This is a genomic window from Arcicella aquatica, assembly GCF_034928825.1.
In the GTDB taxonomy this organism is placed as follows: domain Bacteria; phylum Bacteroidota; class Bacteroidia; order Cytophagales; family Spirosomataceae; genus Arcicella; species Arcicella aquatica.
The window spans coordinates 24,844-39,027 of sequence record NZ_JAYFUL010000030.1; the positions used below are offsets into that span (position 1 = coordinate 24,844).

The window sequence follows — 14,184 nt, forward strand, 5'->3', positions numbered from 1 at the left end:
TCATAGTTGATTAAATCTAATAATTAACAAAAAGTCAAGGGAGTCTAAAAACAATTTATAGACTCCCTTGACTTTTTCCAATTCAAAAAATAATGCTTATTTCTTACCCATTGCACTAATCCAAGTAGCTATTTTCTTAACATCACCTTTTGGTAAGTGAGCCATCGGTGGCATTGGTGTTGCAAACTCTGGCCAGTTTGATGGCTTTGGTTCATAAATCAATGCTTCAATTTGTGCTACTGTGTATTTACGTTTTGCAATCTCTTGATACGAAGGTCCTACAGCACGCTCATTCACTTTATGGCAAGCCAAACAAGTACTTTTGCTCAATAATTTCATCGCCTCTGCATCTGAAATTACGCTTGATGTCATTTTTGCTTTAGCTTTTTCGCCAGCAGCCGTTGGCATCGCTTCTTTCATTTGGTTGTCTGGCGTATTTACTTTAGCCCCTGCATCGATACGCTCGCGTTGTTCACGTGTTTTTGGTGTTACCAACGTAATATTAGCTTTTGCACCTTGTGGAATGCTGTTCAATGTATAGTATGCCGACCCGTGTAATAAATTCAAATGTGAAGTTGCTGAAAGTACGCCTTCTGGCTTAATGTCATGAATATAACCTTCACGTAAATTATCAACTACTATTCTTACTTTCAAACCATCTTCACTCGCTTTTGCTCCTCTTACAGCATTATCTTTTCTGTCAACAATTGGGCTACCATACACAGGGTGGTATTTGTATGTATAGCTAGAAACATCATAATTGTTTACATTCTCAGCCGTTTTCTTGTCAACTGGCAAAGTGAATTCAATCTCGAAACCGTCTGGCATCGCTCTCACAGCTTTCATTTCGAAAGGCATTTTTCCAGAGAATACCAATCTTTCTAAACCAAAAGCTTCTTTCCCTGTAGAACCCCAACCACGGTTTGTTCCACCTACGAACATGGCCTTATCTGTTCCCCAAGCCATTCTTAATACACCTGAACGGAAACCACTTCTGAAATCAAATGAAGCACCTTGAAATTTACCATTTACTTTTTCTAAAAATACGCGAGCAATTTTAGACATCCCTTCATCGCCCACAAAAACCTGCCCTGCAAATGGTCCAAATCCTCCTTGTGTTTCATCTTGGATAATTTCCGACGTAGAAACGCCCAATACACCGTGAGGTAACCAAACTGCTGGCGATTTAATGCCCATGTTTGGATACGTGGTTTTGCCCATTTCGTAAATCGTAGTCATAGGCTCATTCTTCACATATTCAGGTTTAACTTTCGGATTATCTCTTGGGTCAACCTTAGCATAAATCATTTCAGCACGCATTTTTACTGGTGATTCTGGACGAGCAGCCCAAGCCAATGAAGCTGGGTGACCCATAAAGTCTCCTTCTTCAACTTGTGAAATAAAACCAGAACCCATCCAGTCGCCTTGGTTATCTCCGTAGAAGAATTGACCGTCAATCATCCCTATTCCGCAAGGAGAACGCATACCCGCTGCATAAGGAGTCATTTTTCCATCTTCCGTAATCTTCATTGTCCAGCCTCTCCAAGGTACAAACGATTTCCCTGCCCACCAGTCAGAATTTCCAAAACCAACGTTTCCTGTTACATAAAATGAACCATCTGGGCCAATTTTAGGGCCAAAAGAGTATTCATGATAATGTCCAGAGATTGGCCATGAGTAAACAGTTTCATAACGGTCTGCTTTACCATCGCCATTTTTATCAACCAGTTTAGTTAACTCACCTCTTTGTGCGCAATAAAGATTTCCGTTTTTGTAAGCAAGCCCTAGAATCTCGTGCAAACCACTGGCAAACTTGCGAAATACTGGCGAGCTAGAATTCGGGTTTTCGATAATATATACATCTCCACGACGAGTAGAGGCTGCTAAATCGCCATTTGGTAAAGTAACTAAACCACCTACTTCTAAGACGATTCCTTCTGGAATAGGAAGTTTGGCAATTTTATAATAATCATTTTCAGTTGGACCCTCCTGCGCGAAAGCTCCAGTAGTCATTGCCAAAGCTAAACCTATTTTGGTAAGGGAATGGCTGAACGACTGTGTTATATTTTTGATATTCATTTTATTTTTCAGATTTAAAACCTCATTAGGTTGAGGGATTTTACCACATTACAGAATATTGTACTTTGTCTTTTACTGGTACTAACAATATTGTATCATTACCAGATTTTTCGATAGTAGCATTTGATGCTTTGATGTAATAGCTTTTGCCATTTACCTCATACGTATCATCCGTCAATTTTGTGATACTTTTTCCTACAGCCAAACGACACATTAAAGCATTGTTTGCTTCTGGATTTTTAAGCGTTAGCGAACGCGTAAGGTATTTCCCGTCGATTACTCTGATTTGGTCTTCTACTTCTGTACCATAAATTTGATAACGGAAAGTTGGTAGATTGTCAGCATCTAGGTCATAACCCAACGTACGGAAACCTGCATTTGTGCCTAGTGCATCACTTGCTTTTGAATCTCCCGAAACAATAAGAGGAATATCACCTAAACTCAAGATTGGTCCTCTTGGTCGTGATGAGCCATCACCACGGTCATCCCACATGGGCGAAGTATTCAAGAAATCACCTTTCCAGATTTGTGCGATAGCACCATTATCTAAATCGTACGTATAATGCAATTTGGCAGGGTTACCTACATTGATGGCATGAACGATACGTTTAGCATAAGGCGTATTTCTGTTGATATCTGAAAAAGAACGCAACAAAGTTGATTCTGTAGCATCCAATAAGATAGGGTCTGATGGAGTACCCGCTAACACTGATCCTAAAGAATGAAAAGGAACAGCACGGAAGTTTGGCCCTTGTACTTCCATTCCTAGAATCGGAGAAACCCAACCATCTGTTTTATAAACTGTAATTTCAACAGGGACATTACCAGCAGGTAAATCCATTGAAGCACTACGTTTATCACGAGAAGTCGTCCATGCGTCGTCAAGCAACTCTTTCCCGTTTACATTTACATAATATTTACCACCAGCTTGGAAAGTAAATTGATGTTTTCCAGCCTCAGGAACTTTTAAAGTAGCATTGAAAATCTGCGCAAAATCGTTAGTCTTAGTACCTACTTCCCAAGTAAGCTTGTCTAGTGTACCTGTAACATCTGGTTTTTTACTCAAAAAATCTTTAGGCTCTCTGAAATTTCCGTAAAATACTTTATAGGAAATATTTGAAAGCTCTGCTGGCTTTCCGCCAAAATTAGAAACTTTTAAATTACGGAAAGCTACTGGACCGTGGTCTCCTTGAATCATGAATGGACCAGTTGGCGCTTCAGTTTCAGATATTGGACCGCCAGTTGGACCTGTCAGTTCTACATTTTCTTGGATAGCAATGCCATTAAGTTTAATTGAAATTACTTTAGCATTAGCAATTTTTTTTCCAGCAGCATCAAAACGAGGGGCTTGGAAAGAAATATCGATATGTTGCCAAAGTCCCGGAGCAAGGCAAGCATTTAAGCGAGGAGCGTGTCCATCATAAAGCACTTCTTTACCATTTTCATAACGACGACGCTTATAGATACCTCCACAGTCGCCTGTTGATGGGTTTTTCACACCCCAGCTATCTAATAATTGTACCTCGTATCTTCCCATCAAGTAGAATCCTGAATTAGAATGTACAGCCATCATAAAATCGAATGATACATCTACATCTGCAAATTCTGCTACTGATTGTAAATTAGAACGATTTTGTGCATTAGGTAAATTAGCGAGTACGCCTTTCCCCGGTGCTAAGACCATCGTTTCAGGTTTTAATATGTCTGCTGTGACATCTCCAGCAATTTGCCAGTTCGTTTTGTCAGATGATTTCCAATAAGACATATCGTCTAAGGAAACACTTTGCTGAGCAGTTGCAAGCATCGGAAAACACAATGCTGAAATAAGCCAAGCTTTCTTCATAATTTGTAAATTGGACATTTTTTTAGGATAATGTTTGTAAAAAAGAGGCTAAATATAGCACGCAAAAACTATAGTTTTATCCTTTATTAAATAGATTTTGTTTCTGCTTATACTCATTGCTTACGATTTGCTTAACTTTGTTTTAACGACTTTAATCGAAATTTTATGGAAAATAAACCATTTTTTGCTGCCAATACTTCTGTAATGGGGCAGGTTACTTTTGGCAAAGATGTTTCAGTGTGGTACGGTGCTGTCATTAGGGCAGATGTAGAAGCAATTTATATCGGAGACCGCTCAAATATTCAAGATACTGCGGTGTTGCATGCTGACTTAGGCGACCCAACAATTATTGGAAACGATGTGACAATAGGACACGGAGCTATCGTTCACGGGGCAACAATTGGCGATTTTTCCCTCATAGGGATGCGAGCTACCGTATTAAATAAGGCTAAGATTGGTAAATATTGTATCATTGGGGCAAATGCATTGGTACCAGAGGGAATGGAAATACCAGATTATTCTTTGGTAGTGGGAATTCCTGCAAAAGTGGTTAAACAAATTTCTCCTGAACAAGCACAAAAACTACCTTTAAGTGCTTTACATTATGTAGAAATGGCAAAGAGGCATCAAGCTGGAGAATTTCCTCTGGTGGTTATCGACTAGTCGTAGGTTTTCCTACGACTCAAAATGGCAAAGAGCGTCACACTCGTTCTAAGATTTGAGAATGATAAAATATTTCATGGAATCCTTAAAATTGTATATTTAATTTCGAGTGGTACGCTCTTCTGCATTTTAGGTCTTAGGAGAGCATAAGACCAGTAAAAGTAAAAACATTCCTTCTTCTAAGTAGCAAATTTCTTTCTTTTTTGCGGAATTGGTGAGTGTTTATCATAATATTTCAAATAGTAAAGCGTACCATATTTTTCTGTGATTTATCGTTTATCTCATCAATTACAATGATTCCTCATTTAATAATATTCGAGTGAAAAACTCATATTTTATCGTCTTTTTTACAATCTTTATCCTATTTCTAGCAAATAATATATCAAAATTATTTGCCTTTTGCACAAAGCTATTTTTGGGAAACCAGACGAGTATTGGTTTTTCGGTATTCTCGCGGTGTACAGCCATTTATTTTCTTAAATGTTGCGTTGAAACGGCTAATTGAATTAAACCCACACTCAAAAGCTATCTCAGTAATACTTTGGTCGGATATTGCTAATTTTCTTTGAGCATGTGAAATCCGCTCTTGAATAATAGATTCATGTAATGTGTAACCAAAGGTTTTCTTAAAAATCGAATTTGCATAATCAGGATGTAGCCCAACTGCAGCTCCTATATCAGCAATACTAATTGGTTGTAAGTAATTCTGGCTAATATAAACTACTATCTGTTCTGTTACACTAAAATCATACCTTTGGATTGATGTGAATTCATGATTATATGAAGTTTCAAGCGCTAATCTCAACAACCTTGCATGAACCTCTAACAGTATAAGTTCCATATTAGAAGCTTGATTGATTCCAATATTCCAATTTTTGAACATAAACTCATCAAAAACAGAATATATTTCAGTTAACTCTACAATTACTTCTCCTCTTAAAATCTTATCAACGAAAGAAGAGGGAAGATTCCATGATAGAAATTGGGAGAAAGGGATTGTACATACATAATAGGGCAATGTGCTATTACAATCAATGATTTGGTGGGGTGTCAGCCCCCAGAATACAGCAATTTTTTTTTCTGGAATCACTATTTTTCTATCGTTGAATAGATAGGTCATATTTCCATCTACAAAGTAATTTAATTCTATTTCATTATGCCTATCAGGTTTAGACATCAAATTTGGAGTCCATAGCTCACAAGTCAAACCATAAGGTTTGTATTCTTGTCGTCTTTCGTTGTATTTATTTAAAATCTCGGTATTCATCATGTTTATCTCGTAAAATAGGTTGTTTTAACCTAATGACAAGATTTAAATTTACGATATTAAATCTAAATATATAAAACATGAAAATTAAATGGCTTTTTATCGTCTTTTTTTGGATGATATTTTTTGAATTATCAAACGCTCAAGTCAATTCTCAATCAACTCAATTAAAACCTCGAATAATTGTACTGACAGATGTTTCAACATGGGAAACTGATGACAGCGAATCCTTAGTAAGATTATTTGCTTATGCAGATATGTTCGAAATAGAAGGTATCGTTTATACTACAGGTTGGAGTTTAGATGAAACAAGAGATGATTTTTTCAGCTTAATCCATAATGCGATTGATGCTTATGAAAAGGATTTACCTAATTTGATGAAGCGTTCAAATCAAAATGGTCACCTATCCAATGAAAATAAGCATGCAGTTGGTTATTGGCCAAGTGCAAACTACCTACGGGAGCGTACCGTATTTGGGAGTAAAAAAAGAGGCATAGCTAATATTGGTCAAGGGTATGATTCTGATGGTAGCAATTTAATAATTAAGCAGGCTGACTCAGACGACAAGCGACCTTTATGGATTTGTTTATGGGGCGGTGGTAATACCTTGGCACAAGCTATTTGGAAAGTAAAAAACGAACGAAGTACAGAGGACTTACGAACTTTCTTGAAAAAAATTCCAACTTATGCGATTACCGACCAAGATAGGTCTTATGAGAAAGGAACTCCTTTTGAAATCAGTGCTCAGCAATGGTTACGGAAAGAATTTGAGAAAAGCCTTATTTACTTATGGGATGAAAGTGCATGGTTATACCAAAATGGTACAGGGAAGAAAAATTGGGGAGAATATGAAACAAATATTCAAGGTCATGGTAATCTGGGAAAAGTATATCCTAAATATAAATATGGTGTAGAAGGCGATACCCCTTCATTCCTGTACTTACTTCCAAATGGTCTAAATGTTCCAAGCAACCCTAGCTATGTTGGTTGGGGAGGGTATTTTAATTGGGGAGTTGGTTCTGATGATACAACCTATTCTTACACAAATCATCAAGGAAAAGCTAAAGAAATTGCTTCGAAGTATGCTTCATATTTCTATCCCGCCATTTTTAATGACTTTGCGGCTAGAATGGACTGGGCAAAAGATGGGCGTGGGAATAGTAATCCAACCGTCATTATTAATAAATATGAAGGAACTGATATAATAAAATTAAAACCCAAAAGTGGAACTACGCTAACGCTTGATGCTTCAAAATCAAAAGATTTAGACAATAATCAACTTAGTTATAAGTGGTGGTTTTTATCAGAAGCAAGTACTTATAATGGTAACCTTGAAATTACTGATGCTAATAATGCAAAAGCTAGCATAAATGTACCTTCCAATGCTATTGGGACCAATATTCACATCATTTGTGAGGTAATTGATAACGGTGTGCCCAATTTAACAAGCTATAGAAGAATTATTTTAGGACCTATCAAATAACATTACAATCATGAAAATATACATAACATTGCTTTTAGTCATAGTAGGGATTTGGGATGGCTTTTCCCAACCAAGAGTAGTTATCATGTCAGATTTTCCTCCTGTAGATGTAATTCCAGGAGGAATGGGGTTTGGCGTGCCTGAAAAGCGAAGTGATTCAGATGATCTACAATCGATGGTTAGGTTTTTACTATATGCAAATGAATTTAAGGTAGAAGGTATTGTTGCTACGTCGGCAACTTTTGCCAATGTTGCTAACAAACAACATATTTTCGATATGCTATATCTATATGATTATGTTTACAACAATCTTCATAAAAAGGATAGTCGCTATCCAACAGCCAAACAATTACGTGCTGTAACATGGCAAGGTCTTTCTGGAACGTATGGACGTCCAGCGTCAGAAGTAATTGGAAAAGGTAGAGAAAGCGAAGCTTCAGAGCAATTAATAAAGTTATTAGAAAAAGATGACGATACCCCGATTTGGTTCTGTATTTGGGGGGGCTCTTCAGATTTATCTCAAGCGTTGTGGACTATAAAACAGACTAAGAACGCTTCAGATTTAAGGAAAATTATAAAAAAAATACGTATCTACATGATTGGACTTCAAGATGGGTCTGGGCAGTGGTTGCTTGATACATTTCCAGCATTATTTATCATTATGTCGAGTCGAAATTATATGGGTATGTTTAATAATGCACAAGGAGCTGATATAAAGCTATCAGACTTAAATTGGATTAATAAACATATCCGTAAGGGACATGGATTACTTGGTGCAATATATCCAGAAAGTGGCTTTTACCCAGAAACACCTGGTGTATGGGAAGGTGACTCACCATCATTCTTGTATTTAGTAAGTGCCATCAAAGGCATCAATAATCCTGAAAAGCCCAATCAAGATAGTTGGGGTGGAAAATTTATACAAATTGACTCGACCAAGAACCATTGGTTTGATGACCCTGCTGGAACTGAATCTGTTTGGAAATGGCGAAGCCAAGTTCAGCAAGATTTTGCAACTAGGGCGACGTGGATGCTTCCTTAGTTATTTCAAAGTCTTTTTCGCCAACTGTCCGTAGGGTATTTCCTACGACCCAAAATGGCAAAGAGCGTTACGCTCGTTCTAAGATTTGAGAATGACAAAATATGTCATCGAAGCCTGAAAAATGCATGACTAATTTCGAGTGAGACGCTCTTCTGTATTTTAGGTCTTAGGAGAGCCTAAGACAGTCAGTTATAAAAAAATGGCTAATGCTTTTTACAACACTAGCCATTTTGCCTCTTTAGAAGGGTCTATATTTTACTTCTTAAATACCCCACTAAAATTTCAAGACCTTTTTCAAAATGAGTATTGTTTGGAATAACAATATCAGATGTTTTACGATAGGGCTTTACATATTTTTTGAAAGCGGGCTCAACATGATTATCCCAACGGTACATTACTTCCTCTTTTTCGCCATATCCTCTTTCAGCCGCATCACGTCTGATTCTTCTATCTAGCCTGATTTTACTTTTTGCATCCACAAAGATTTTTAAATCTAGCAAATCGGCAATTTCCTTAAAGTAAAAAACAAATAAACCTTCCACTACGATGATTGGCTTTGGATGAAAAGTAATTATTTCAGGAATGATGTCAGGATTATTAAAGGTGTATTCTTTCCGTTGGAAATCCTGACCAGAACGAATCGTTTCCACATCAAGCGCATATTGATGTAAATCTAATGATTCGGGTTCATCAAAATTGATATAGCCATGTTTATCGATAACTTGCTCGTGTCTGTTTTTGTAATAATTATCTTGTGAAATCAAGCAAATTTCATCTTTTGAAAAAGAATGAAGTAATTGATTGAGAAATAATGTTTTACCCGAAGCGCTGCCTCCGGTGATGCCTACGATAAATGGTCGTTGGTCTGGTCTCATAAAATGATTAAAGTCGTTGAAAAATTTTAGCAAAGGTCGGAAAGATTGTTACAACTTGTATTTTAATTCTGACTCTTTTCTTTTTCAATCTTAAAAAGGAGGTCTTTTCCCTGTAATAATTTTACCATCAAGGATGGCCCATACCTGATTTTTGTAAGTATCGCCCAGAGGAATATTGAGGTCTTTGTCTAGATAAATCTGGTTTCCTTCTATAAATTCTATTTTACTTAAGGAAATAATATAAGAACGATGTACGCGTGCAAAGCTTTCAGAAGGCAGAGATTCTTCAAGGTCTTTAACGTTCAGCAGGGTTACAAACTTTCCTTTTTCTGTATGAATCGTAACATAATTTCCCAAGCCTTCAATAAAAAGTATTTCTGAAAGATTTATTCGTTGGATTCGGTTGTCAGTTTTTACAAAAATAAAGTTGTCTGGATTAAGAGAGTTGCTTGTGTTTTCCTGAGGCTGACTGCCCGACGACTGTGGAATCTGAACTTTTTGTAAAGCCTGTAAAAAACGTTCAAAGGCGATGGGTTTTATCAGATAATCAATAGCATTATTGTCAAAACCTTCGATGGCGTATTGTCTGTAAGCAGTAGTAAGAATAAACTTGCATTTGCCTTTTACAAGTTTTATAAAACTAATTCCTGAAAGCTCAGGCATTTGAATATCAATGAAAACTAAATCTATTTTCTGAGTATTGACAATATCAAGCGCTTCTAGTGGGTCAATACTCGTTGCCACAAGATTTAAAGAAGGAATGTTTTTGATATAACTTGTTAGAATATCAATTGCAGCTTGCTCATCATCAATTATTAAACAATTTATACTCATAGTGGTGCTCATTCAAGGGTGTAAAAATTCATCTTTGAAGTTAATAAAGGATGAATTCCGTTGGATGTTTATTCAATTTTTGGATAATTATTTTAAGTTTTCACAGGGCATAAGGCAACGTGAAAACATTCTGTGAAAATTATTTCTACTATATATTATTGAGTTTTTTTTACAAAGTATTGTGTTGGGTTTTTAAAGCTATTTAAGCCAATTAATACATTTTTCAACGCAAAATTACAGATTGTAATCTACATTGTAGTGTTTGATAATGAGTATAAAAAACTGTTAAACGCTGATAATTGAGTTTACCCTTGAAAAGAAGTAGTTCGTCATTTTTTAAGAGGGGTTGGTGTAAATAATTTTTACAATCAAATGATAAGAATAAAATTTGAACTTATAAGTTCTATGCGTAAACGTCATTCTAGTAGATGGTCTGCCTATTATATTCACCTAGTTTTCATCTAATCAATGAAATGAAAGGCTCATCTCTATGATGTGCCTTTTGTGTTTTATAGGGTGGCAATAGCCTTTGGTTACATCTCAATAAAAAGATTTACTTGATAAAAATAAGGGTCATCGATGATAGCTAATTGATGACATCCAGCATAGCCTAATTGAAGCCTTTTTTTAGTATTTTCAAGTCCTATTTTTCCTGATTGAATTTCTATTGGTCCTTGACGTTTATAATTATGAATCATAAACTGCAATTCATCTTTTTCAACATTTACTGTAATTTTTAGAGGCTTCAGCGGGGTATTCAACTCTCCATGCTTAAATGCATTTTCAACGAAAGTAATCAGAATTAAAGGCATGATTTGTTTATCTGAAATATCGCCAAGAACGGTTAAAATTACTTGTAACCTATTATCATAACGTAGTTGTTGAATCTCGATATAGTTTTGAATATGCTTTAGTTCAGACGCCAAAGGTACTTTTTCTACTTGGTAATTATCATGGAGGGTGTAGCTCATCATCTCAGAAAGTAAGGTTATCGCCCTTGACAAGTTACTGGAATGGGTCTTTGCTTGGAAATAGAAAAAGTTTAAAGTATTGAATAGAAATGCTGGATTTATTTGATTCTTGATACTCGAAAGTTCTGACCTCACGATAATTTTTTCGAGTTCACTTGTTTGTTTAGCTATTTCTTGCTGTTTTTTTTCTTGAATAATAGTTTTTTCAGCATACCAATATACAAATGCCGTAGGAATCATAATCATTAAATACCAAGACCTCACCATCACATTAATGCTCCAAAAGGGAGTTGCCTGAATGTTTTCTTCAGTGATAGGCATTAATGTTTTGTCAATCCATACACCTAGGTTTGCAATTGAAAAAATGGATAAAAAAATGATGATACTTAGCAGTACAGGTTTTTTCTTGTCTAACAAAAAAGGAAAAATTACCTTTAATGACAGGTAAAAAGTTGCCATTTTAAGCAGAATATTATAAAGAATAATCCCGAAACTAACTAGGTTGATTTTTGTGTCGAAATTTGAATAATGTATAATGCTATGAAACAAAAAATCTAATATCCAATAGTAGTAGTGGTACTTTATTTTAATGGAATTCATAAACTTAATTTCAGGAAGATTTTATGAATATTTTCAGAATGTTCAAATTTGACGACATGATTATTAAAATACACAATGTAAAGTTTCCTTCGTATTTCTATCAAATCATCATATACTTCACTTTCCTCTATTCCTTTTTTCCTTAAATAGATGATGGTTAAAAATAAATCATTTTCCTGTGTTTCAATTAGCACTTTTATTGGCTGTTCAGCACTACTTAAATCACCATTTTTTATAGCATTTTCTATAAATGGACTTAGTGTTAATGGATGAATGCGCCTATAATTAATATTTCCAATGATGTCTATCTCTAGCTGAAGGTTTTCGCCAAACTGCATTTGCTGAATGGCAAAATAGTTTTGTATATATTTTACTTCTTGTTCTAAGGGCACTTTGCCCTCAGCATCGTTTTCTTTGATGATATAGCGCATCATTTCAGATAACAACATCACCGAATCTGAGAGCCTTCTTGACACTGGTAGTGCTTGAGCATACAGAAAGTTCAAAGAATTATAAAAAAAATGAGGATTGATTTGATTCTTAAGTGATGAAAGCTCGGCTTCTAAAATAGATTTTTCAAGGATACTTTTTTGTAATTCAGCTTTGCTTTGTTCTCTTACATTCTGAACAAAATTCGTAGCAAACCAATAAGCTAAGGCAAAATGTATTGATAAGTAAAAGTTATTTAACCCAACTGTACAGGATTTATAAAAACTAAATGTGTTATTAGTGATGAAGTGACTATAAAGATAAACAAAAAAAGCATTCCCCAAAGAAGATAATGTAGCTAATGTAATTAATAAAAAAAACAGTATCCTATATCTTTTTGTTGGTAGGGTATAGGGAAGAATACGGTGAATCAGTAAGTAAAAGCAAATAATTATTTCTGAGACTGAGATAACAACATTTTGTATCATGTTGTGTGACTGAGCAAATTTTTGAGGTATGGTAATAAATCCAGATAAAAAAAAGTAGAAAGCATAAGCTATCCAAAAAATAATATGGCTACTTGTTTTTCTCATTCAATTGCTCTCCTTTTCATTTCAAATTTACCTAGGAATAGGCTTTGATTGGGCTATTTTTGCATGAATGGGTATATTCTAATGCTGAATCAGCTTTATGTCAGTTTGAAAATGGTATTTCAAAAAATCTTTTTAGAGTATAACATTCATTAGAGTGATAGTTTTGATGAATAGATAACCTGTCATATAAAGTAGCTTAATTGTAAAATGTGGAGGGATATACAGTCAACTATTTTATAATGAACTCACCTTTTTTAATTTCACATCTCCCAATTCCGAACTTCTCATGTATCTTTGTCGTTCAGTTTTATTAGAAGTGTTTACATGATTTAACAAAGGATTTTCAAAAGTTAAATGGATTGATTTTTTGAAAAAGCGTAACCTTTAACACATAAGAATGGGCGATTTAAAAATAAAAAAAGAAGACATCATTAGGGCGTTATCAACAGTACAAGAACCAGATTTAAAGAAAGATTTGGTTACGCTCAATATGATTAAAGACATTGAATTAGGTATTGGTGAAGTTCGTTTTACAGTAGTATTAACAACTCCTGCCTGCCCATTAAAAGAAAGAATTCGTAGAGAATGCGTTGAAGCTATCCATGAGCATGTAGATGAAAATCTAAGTGTAGTAATTGATATGACGGCCGATGTTACTTCTTCAAGAATGGGAACAGCATTGTTGCCTAACGTCAAAAATATTATTGCGATTGCTTCTGGAAAAGGAGGAGTGGGAAAATCTACAGTAACAGCCAACTTGGCGATGGCGCTTAAACTTTCAGGAGCTAAAGTTGGTATTATTGATGCTGATATCTCTGGACCTTCTATTCCCGTAATGTTTGGTGCAGAAGATATGCAACCTTTGGTGAGTCAGATTAATGGTAAAAACATGATTCAGCCAATTATGCAATATGGCATCAAAATGATTTCGATGGGCTTTTTGGCTCCTCAGGATAATCCAGTACCTTGGCGTGGACCCATGGCTACACAAGCCTTGCGTCAGTTTTTTAGTGATACTCATTGGGGCGAGTTAGATTATTTATTAATTGACCTTCCTCCAGGTACTTCTGATATTCACCTTTCATTGGTGCAACTTGTACCAGTAACAGGTGCGGTAATCGTAACAACGCCACAGAAGGTAGCATTGGCTGATGCTACTAAAGGATTGATGTTTTTCCGTCAGCCACAAATTAATGTGCCAGTATTGGGTGTTATAGAAAATATGGCCTATTTTACTCCAGAAGAATTACCAGATAATAAATATTATATTTTCGGAAAAGACGGCGGTAAGAACCTAGCGATTAAATACGAAACAGCATTGTTAGGAGAAATTCCTTTGGTACAAAGTATCAGAGAAGCAGGTGATGCAGGTAAACCAGCAGTGATGAATGACAGCATTATTGCCACTGCTTTTAAGCAATCAGCAGAATTGTTGGCTCAGCAAGTGGCTATCAGAAATGCAACAAAAGAAAAGACTACTCCAGTACAAGTAAAAGTGTAGTTT

11 protein-coding genes are annotated in these 14,184 nt (G+C 35.6%); 4 read left to right on the forward strand and 7 right to left on the reverse strand.

Annotated elements, in window-relative coordinates; translation table 11 throughout:
• Nucleotides 1-96 precede the first annotated feature (96 nt).
• Nucleotides 97-2,079 carry a hypothetical protein gene (locus tag VB264_RS16490; protein WP_323250981.1) on the reverse strand — a complete coding sequence of 661 codons (1,983 nt, stop codon included), beginning with the start codon at nt 2,077-2,079 and terminating at the stop codon, nt 97-99.
• A gap of 40 nt (nt 2,080-2,119) precedes the next feature.
• The gene (locus tag VB264_RS16495) at nt 2,120-3,940 is read right to left on the reverse strand and encodes a family 16 glycoside hydrolase (RefSeq protein WP_323250983.1); all 1,821 of its coding nucleotides are present in this window, start codon (nt 3,938-3,940) and stop codon (nt 2,120-2,122) included.
• A 147-nt stretch (nt 3,941-4,087) separates the two neighbouring features.
• Here VB264_RS16495 and VB264_RS16500 point away from each other — a divergent pair, with 147 nt between their 5' ends.
• The gene (locus VB264_RS16500) at nt 4,088-4,585 is read left to right on the forward strand and encodes a gamma carbonic anhydrase family protein (RefSeq protein ID WP_323250985.1); all 498 of its coding nucleotides are present in this window, start codon (nt 4,088-4,090) and stop codon (nt 4,583-4,585) included.
• Nucleotides 4,586-4,994: 409 nt separating this feature from the next.
• Here the strand turns inward: VB264_RS16500 and VB264_RS16505 are convergent, their stop codons facing one another.
• Nucleotides 4,995-5,855: a helix-turn-helix domain-containing protein gene (locus VB264_RS16505; RefSeq protein WP_323250987.1), complete on the reverse strand. Its 861-nt coding sequence runs from the start codon at nt 5,853-5,855 to the stop codon at nt 4,995-4,997.
• A 77-nt stretch (nt 5,856-5,932) separates the two neighbouring features.
• Between VB264_RS16505 and VB264_RS16510 the strand changes: the two genes are divergently transcribed.
• Both VB264_RS16510 and VB264_RS16515 read left to right on the forward strand, forming a co-directional pair.
• On the forward strand, nt 5,933-7,336 hold the full coding sequence (locus VB264_RS16510; protein WP_323250989.1) for a DUF1593 domain-containing protein: 1,404 nt from the start codon (nt 5,933-5,935) through the stop codon (nt 7,334-7,336).
• A 10-nt stretch (nt 7,337-7,346) separates the two neighbouring features.
• Nucleotides 7,347-8,378: a DUF1593 domain-containing protein gene (locus tag VB264_RS16515; protein WP_323250991.1), complete on the forward strand. Its 1,032-nt coding sequence runs from the start codon at nt 7,347-7,349 to the stop codon at nt 8,376-8,378.
• Nucleotides 8,379-8,626: 248 nt separating this feature from the next.
• On the opposite strand, the gene VB264_RS16520 is transcribed toward VB264_RS16515, so the two are convergent.
• The 4 genes from VB264_RS16520 to VB264_RS16535 all read right to left on the reverse strand — a co-directional run bounded on the left by VB264_RS16520 (nt 8,627) and on the right by VB264_RS16535 (nt 12,575).
• Nucleotides 8,627-9,253 (reverse strand): uridine kinase family protein, encoded by a 627-nt coding sequence (locus tag VB264_RS16520; RefSeq protein WP_323250993.1) that lies wholly within the window; start codon nt 9,251-9,253, stop codon nt 8,627-8,629.
• A 90-nt stretch (nt 9,254-9,343) separates the two neighbouring features.
• On the reverse strand, nt 9,344-10,087 hold the full coding sequence (locus VB264_RS16525) for a LytR/AlgR family response regulator transcription factor (protein WP_323250995.1): 744 nt from the start codon (nt 10,085-10,087) through the stop codon (nt 9,344-9,346).
• A gap of 533 nt (nt 10,088-10,620) precedes the next feature.
• A complete protein-coding gene (locus VB264_RS16530) occupies nt 10,621-11,517 on the reverse strand; it encodes a sensor histidine kinase (protein ID WP_323250997.1) in 897 nt (298 codons plus the stop codon).
• A gap of 137 nt (nt 11,518-11,654) precedes the next feature.
• The gene (locus VB264_RS16535; RefSeq protein ID WP_323250998.1) at nt 11,655-12,575 is read right to left on the reverse strand and encodes a sensor histidine kinase; all 921 of its coding nucleotides are present in this window, start codon (nt 12,573-12,575) and stop codon (nt 11,655-11,657) included.
• A gap of 502 nt (nt 12,576-13,077) precedes the next feature.
• On the opposite strand from VB264_RS16535, the gene VB264_RS16540 reads away from it, so the two are divergent.
• A complete protein-coding gene (locus VB264_RS16540) occupies nt 13,078-14,181 on the forward strand; it encodes an Mrp/NBP35 family ATP-binding protein (RefSeq protein WP_323251000.1) in 1,104 nt (367 codons plus the stop codon).
• Nucleotides 14,182-14,184: the final 3 nt, after the last annotated feature.

Coding starts and splice junctions, on each gene's coding strand:
- VB264_RS16530 (WP_323250997.1), bottom strand. CDS start 11,517: ATGGCAACTTTTTACCTGTCATTAAAGGTAATTTTTCCTTTTTTGTTA.
- VB264_RS16490 (WP_323250981.1), bottom strand. CDS start 2,079: ATGAATATCAAAAATATAACACAGTCGTTCAGCCATTCCCTTACCAAA.
- VB264_RS16520 (WP_323250993.1), bottom strand. CDS start 9,253: ATGAGACCAGACCAACGACCATTTATCGTAGGCATCACCGGAGGCAGC.
- VB264_RS16510 (WP_323250989.1), top strand. CDS start 5,933: ATGAAAATTAAATGGCTTTTTATCGTCTTTTTTTGGATGATATTTTTT.
- VB264_RS16505 (WP_323250987.1), bottom strand. CDS start 5,855: ATGATGAATACCGAGATTTTAAATAAATACAACGAAAGACGACAAGAA.
- VB264_RS16500 (WP_323250985.1), top strand. CDS start 4,088: ATGGAAAATAAACCATTTTTTGCTGCCAATACTTCTGTAATGGGGCAG.
- VB264_RS16525 (WP_323250995.1), bottom strand. CDS start 10,087: ATGAGTATAAATTGTTTAATAATTGATGATGAGCAAGCTGCAATTGAT.
- VB264_RS16540 (WP_323251000.1), top strand. CDS start 13,078: ATGGGCGATTTAAAAATAAAAAAAGAAGACATCATTAGGGCGTTATCA.
- VB264_RS16535 (WP_323250998.1), bottom strand. CDS start 12,575: ATGATACAAAATGTTGTTATCTCAGTCTCAGAAATAATTATTTGCTTT.
- VB264_RS16515 (WP_323250991.1), top strand. CDS start 7,347: ATGAAAATATACATAACATTGCTTTTAGTCATAGTAGGGATTTGGGAT.
- VB264_RS16495 (WP_323250983.1), bottom strand. CDS start 3,940: ATGTCCAATTTACAAATTATGAAGAAAGCTTGGCTTATTTCAGCATTG.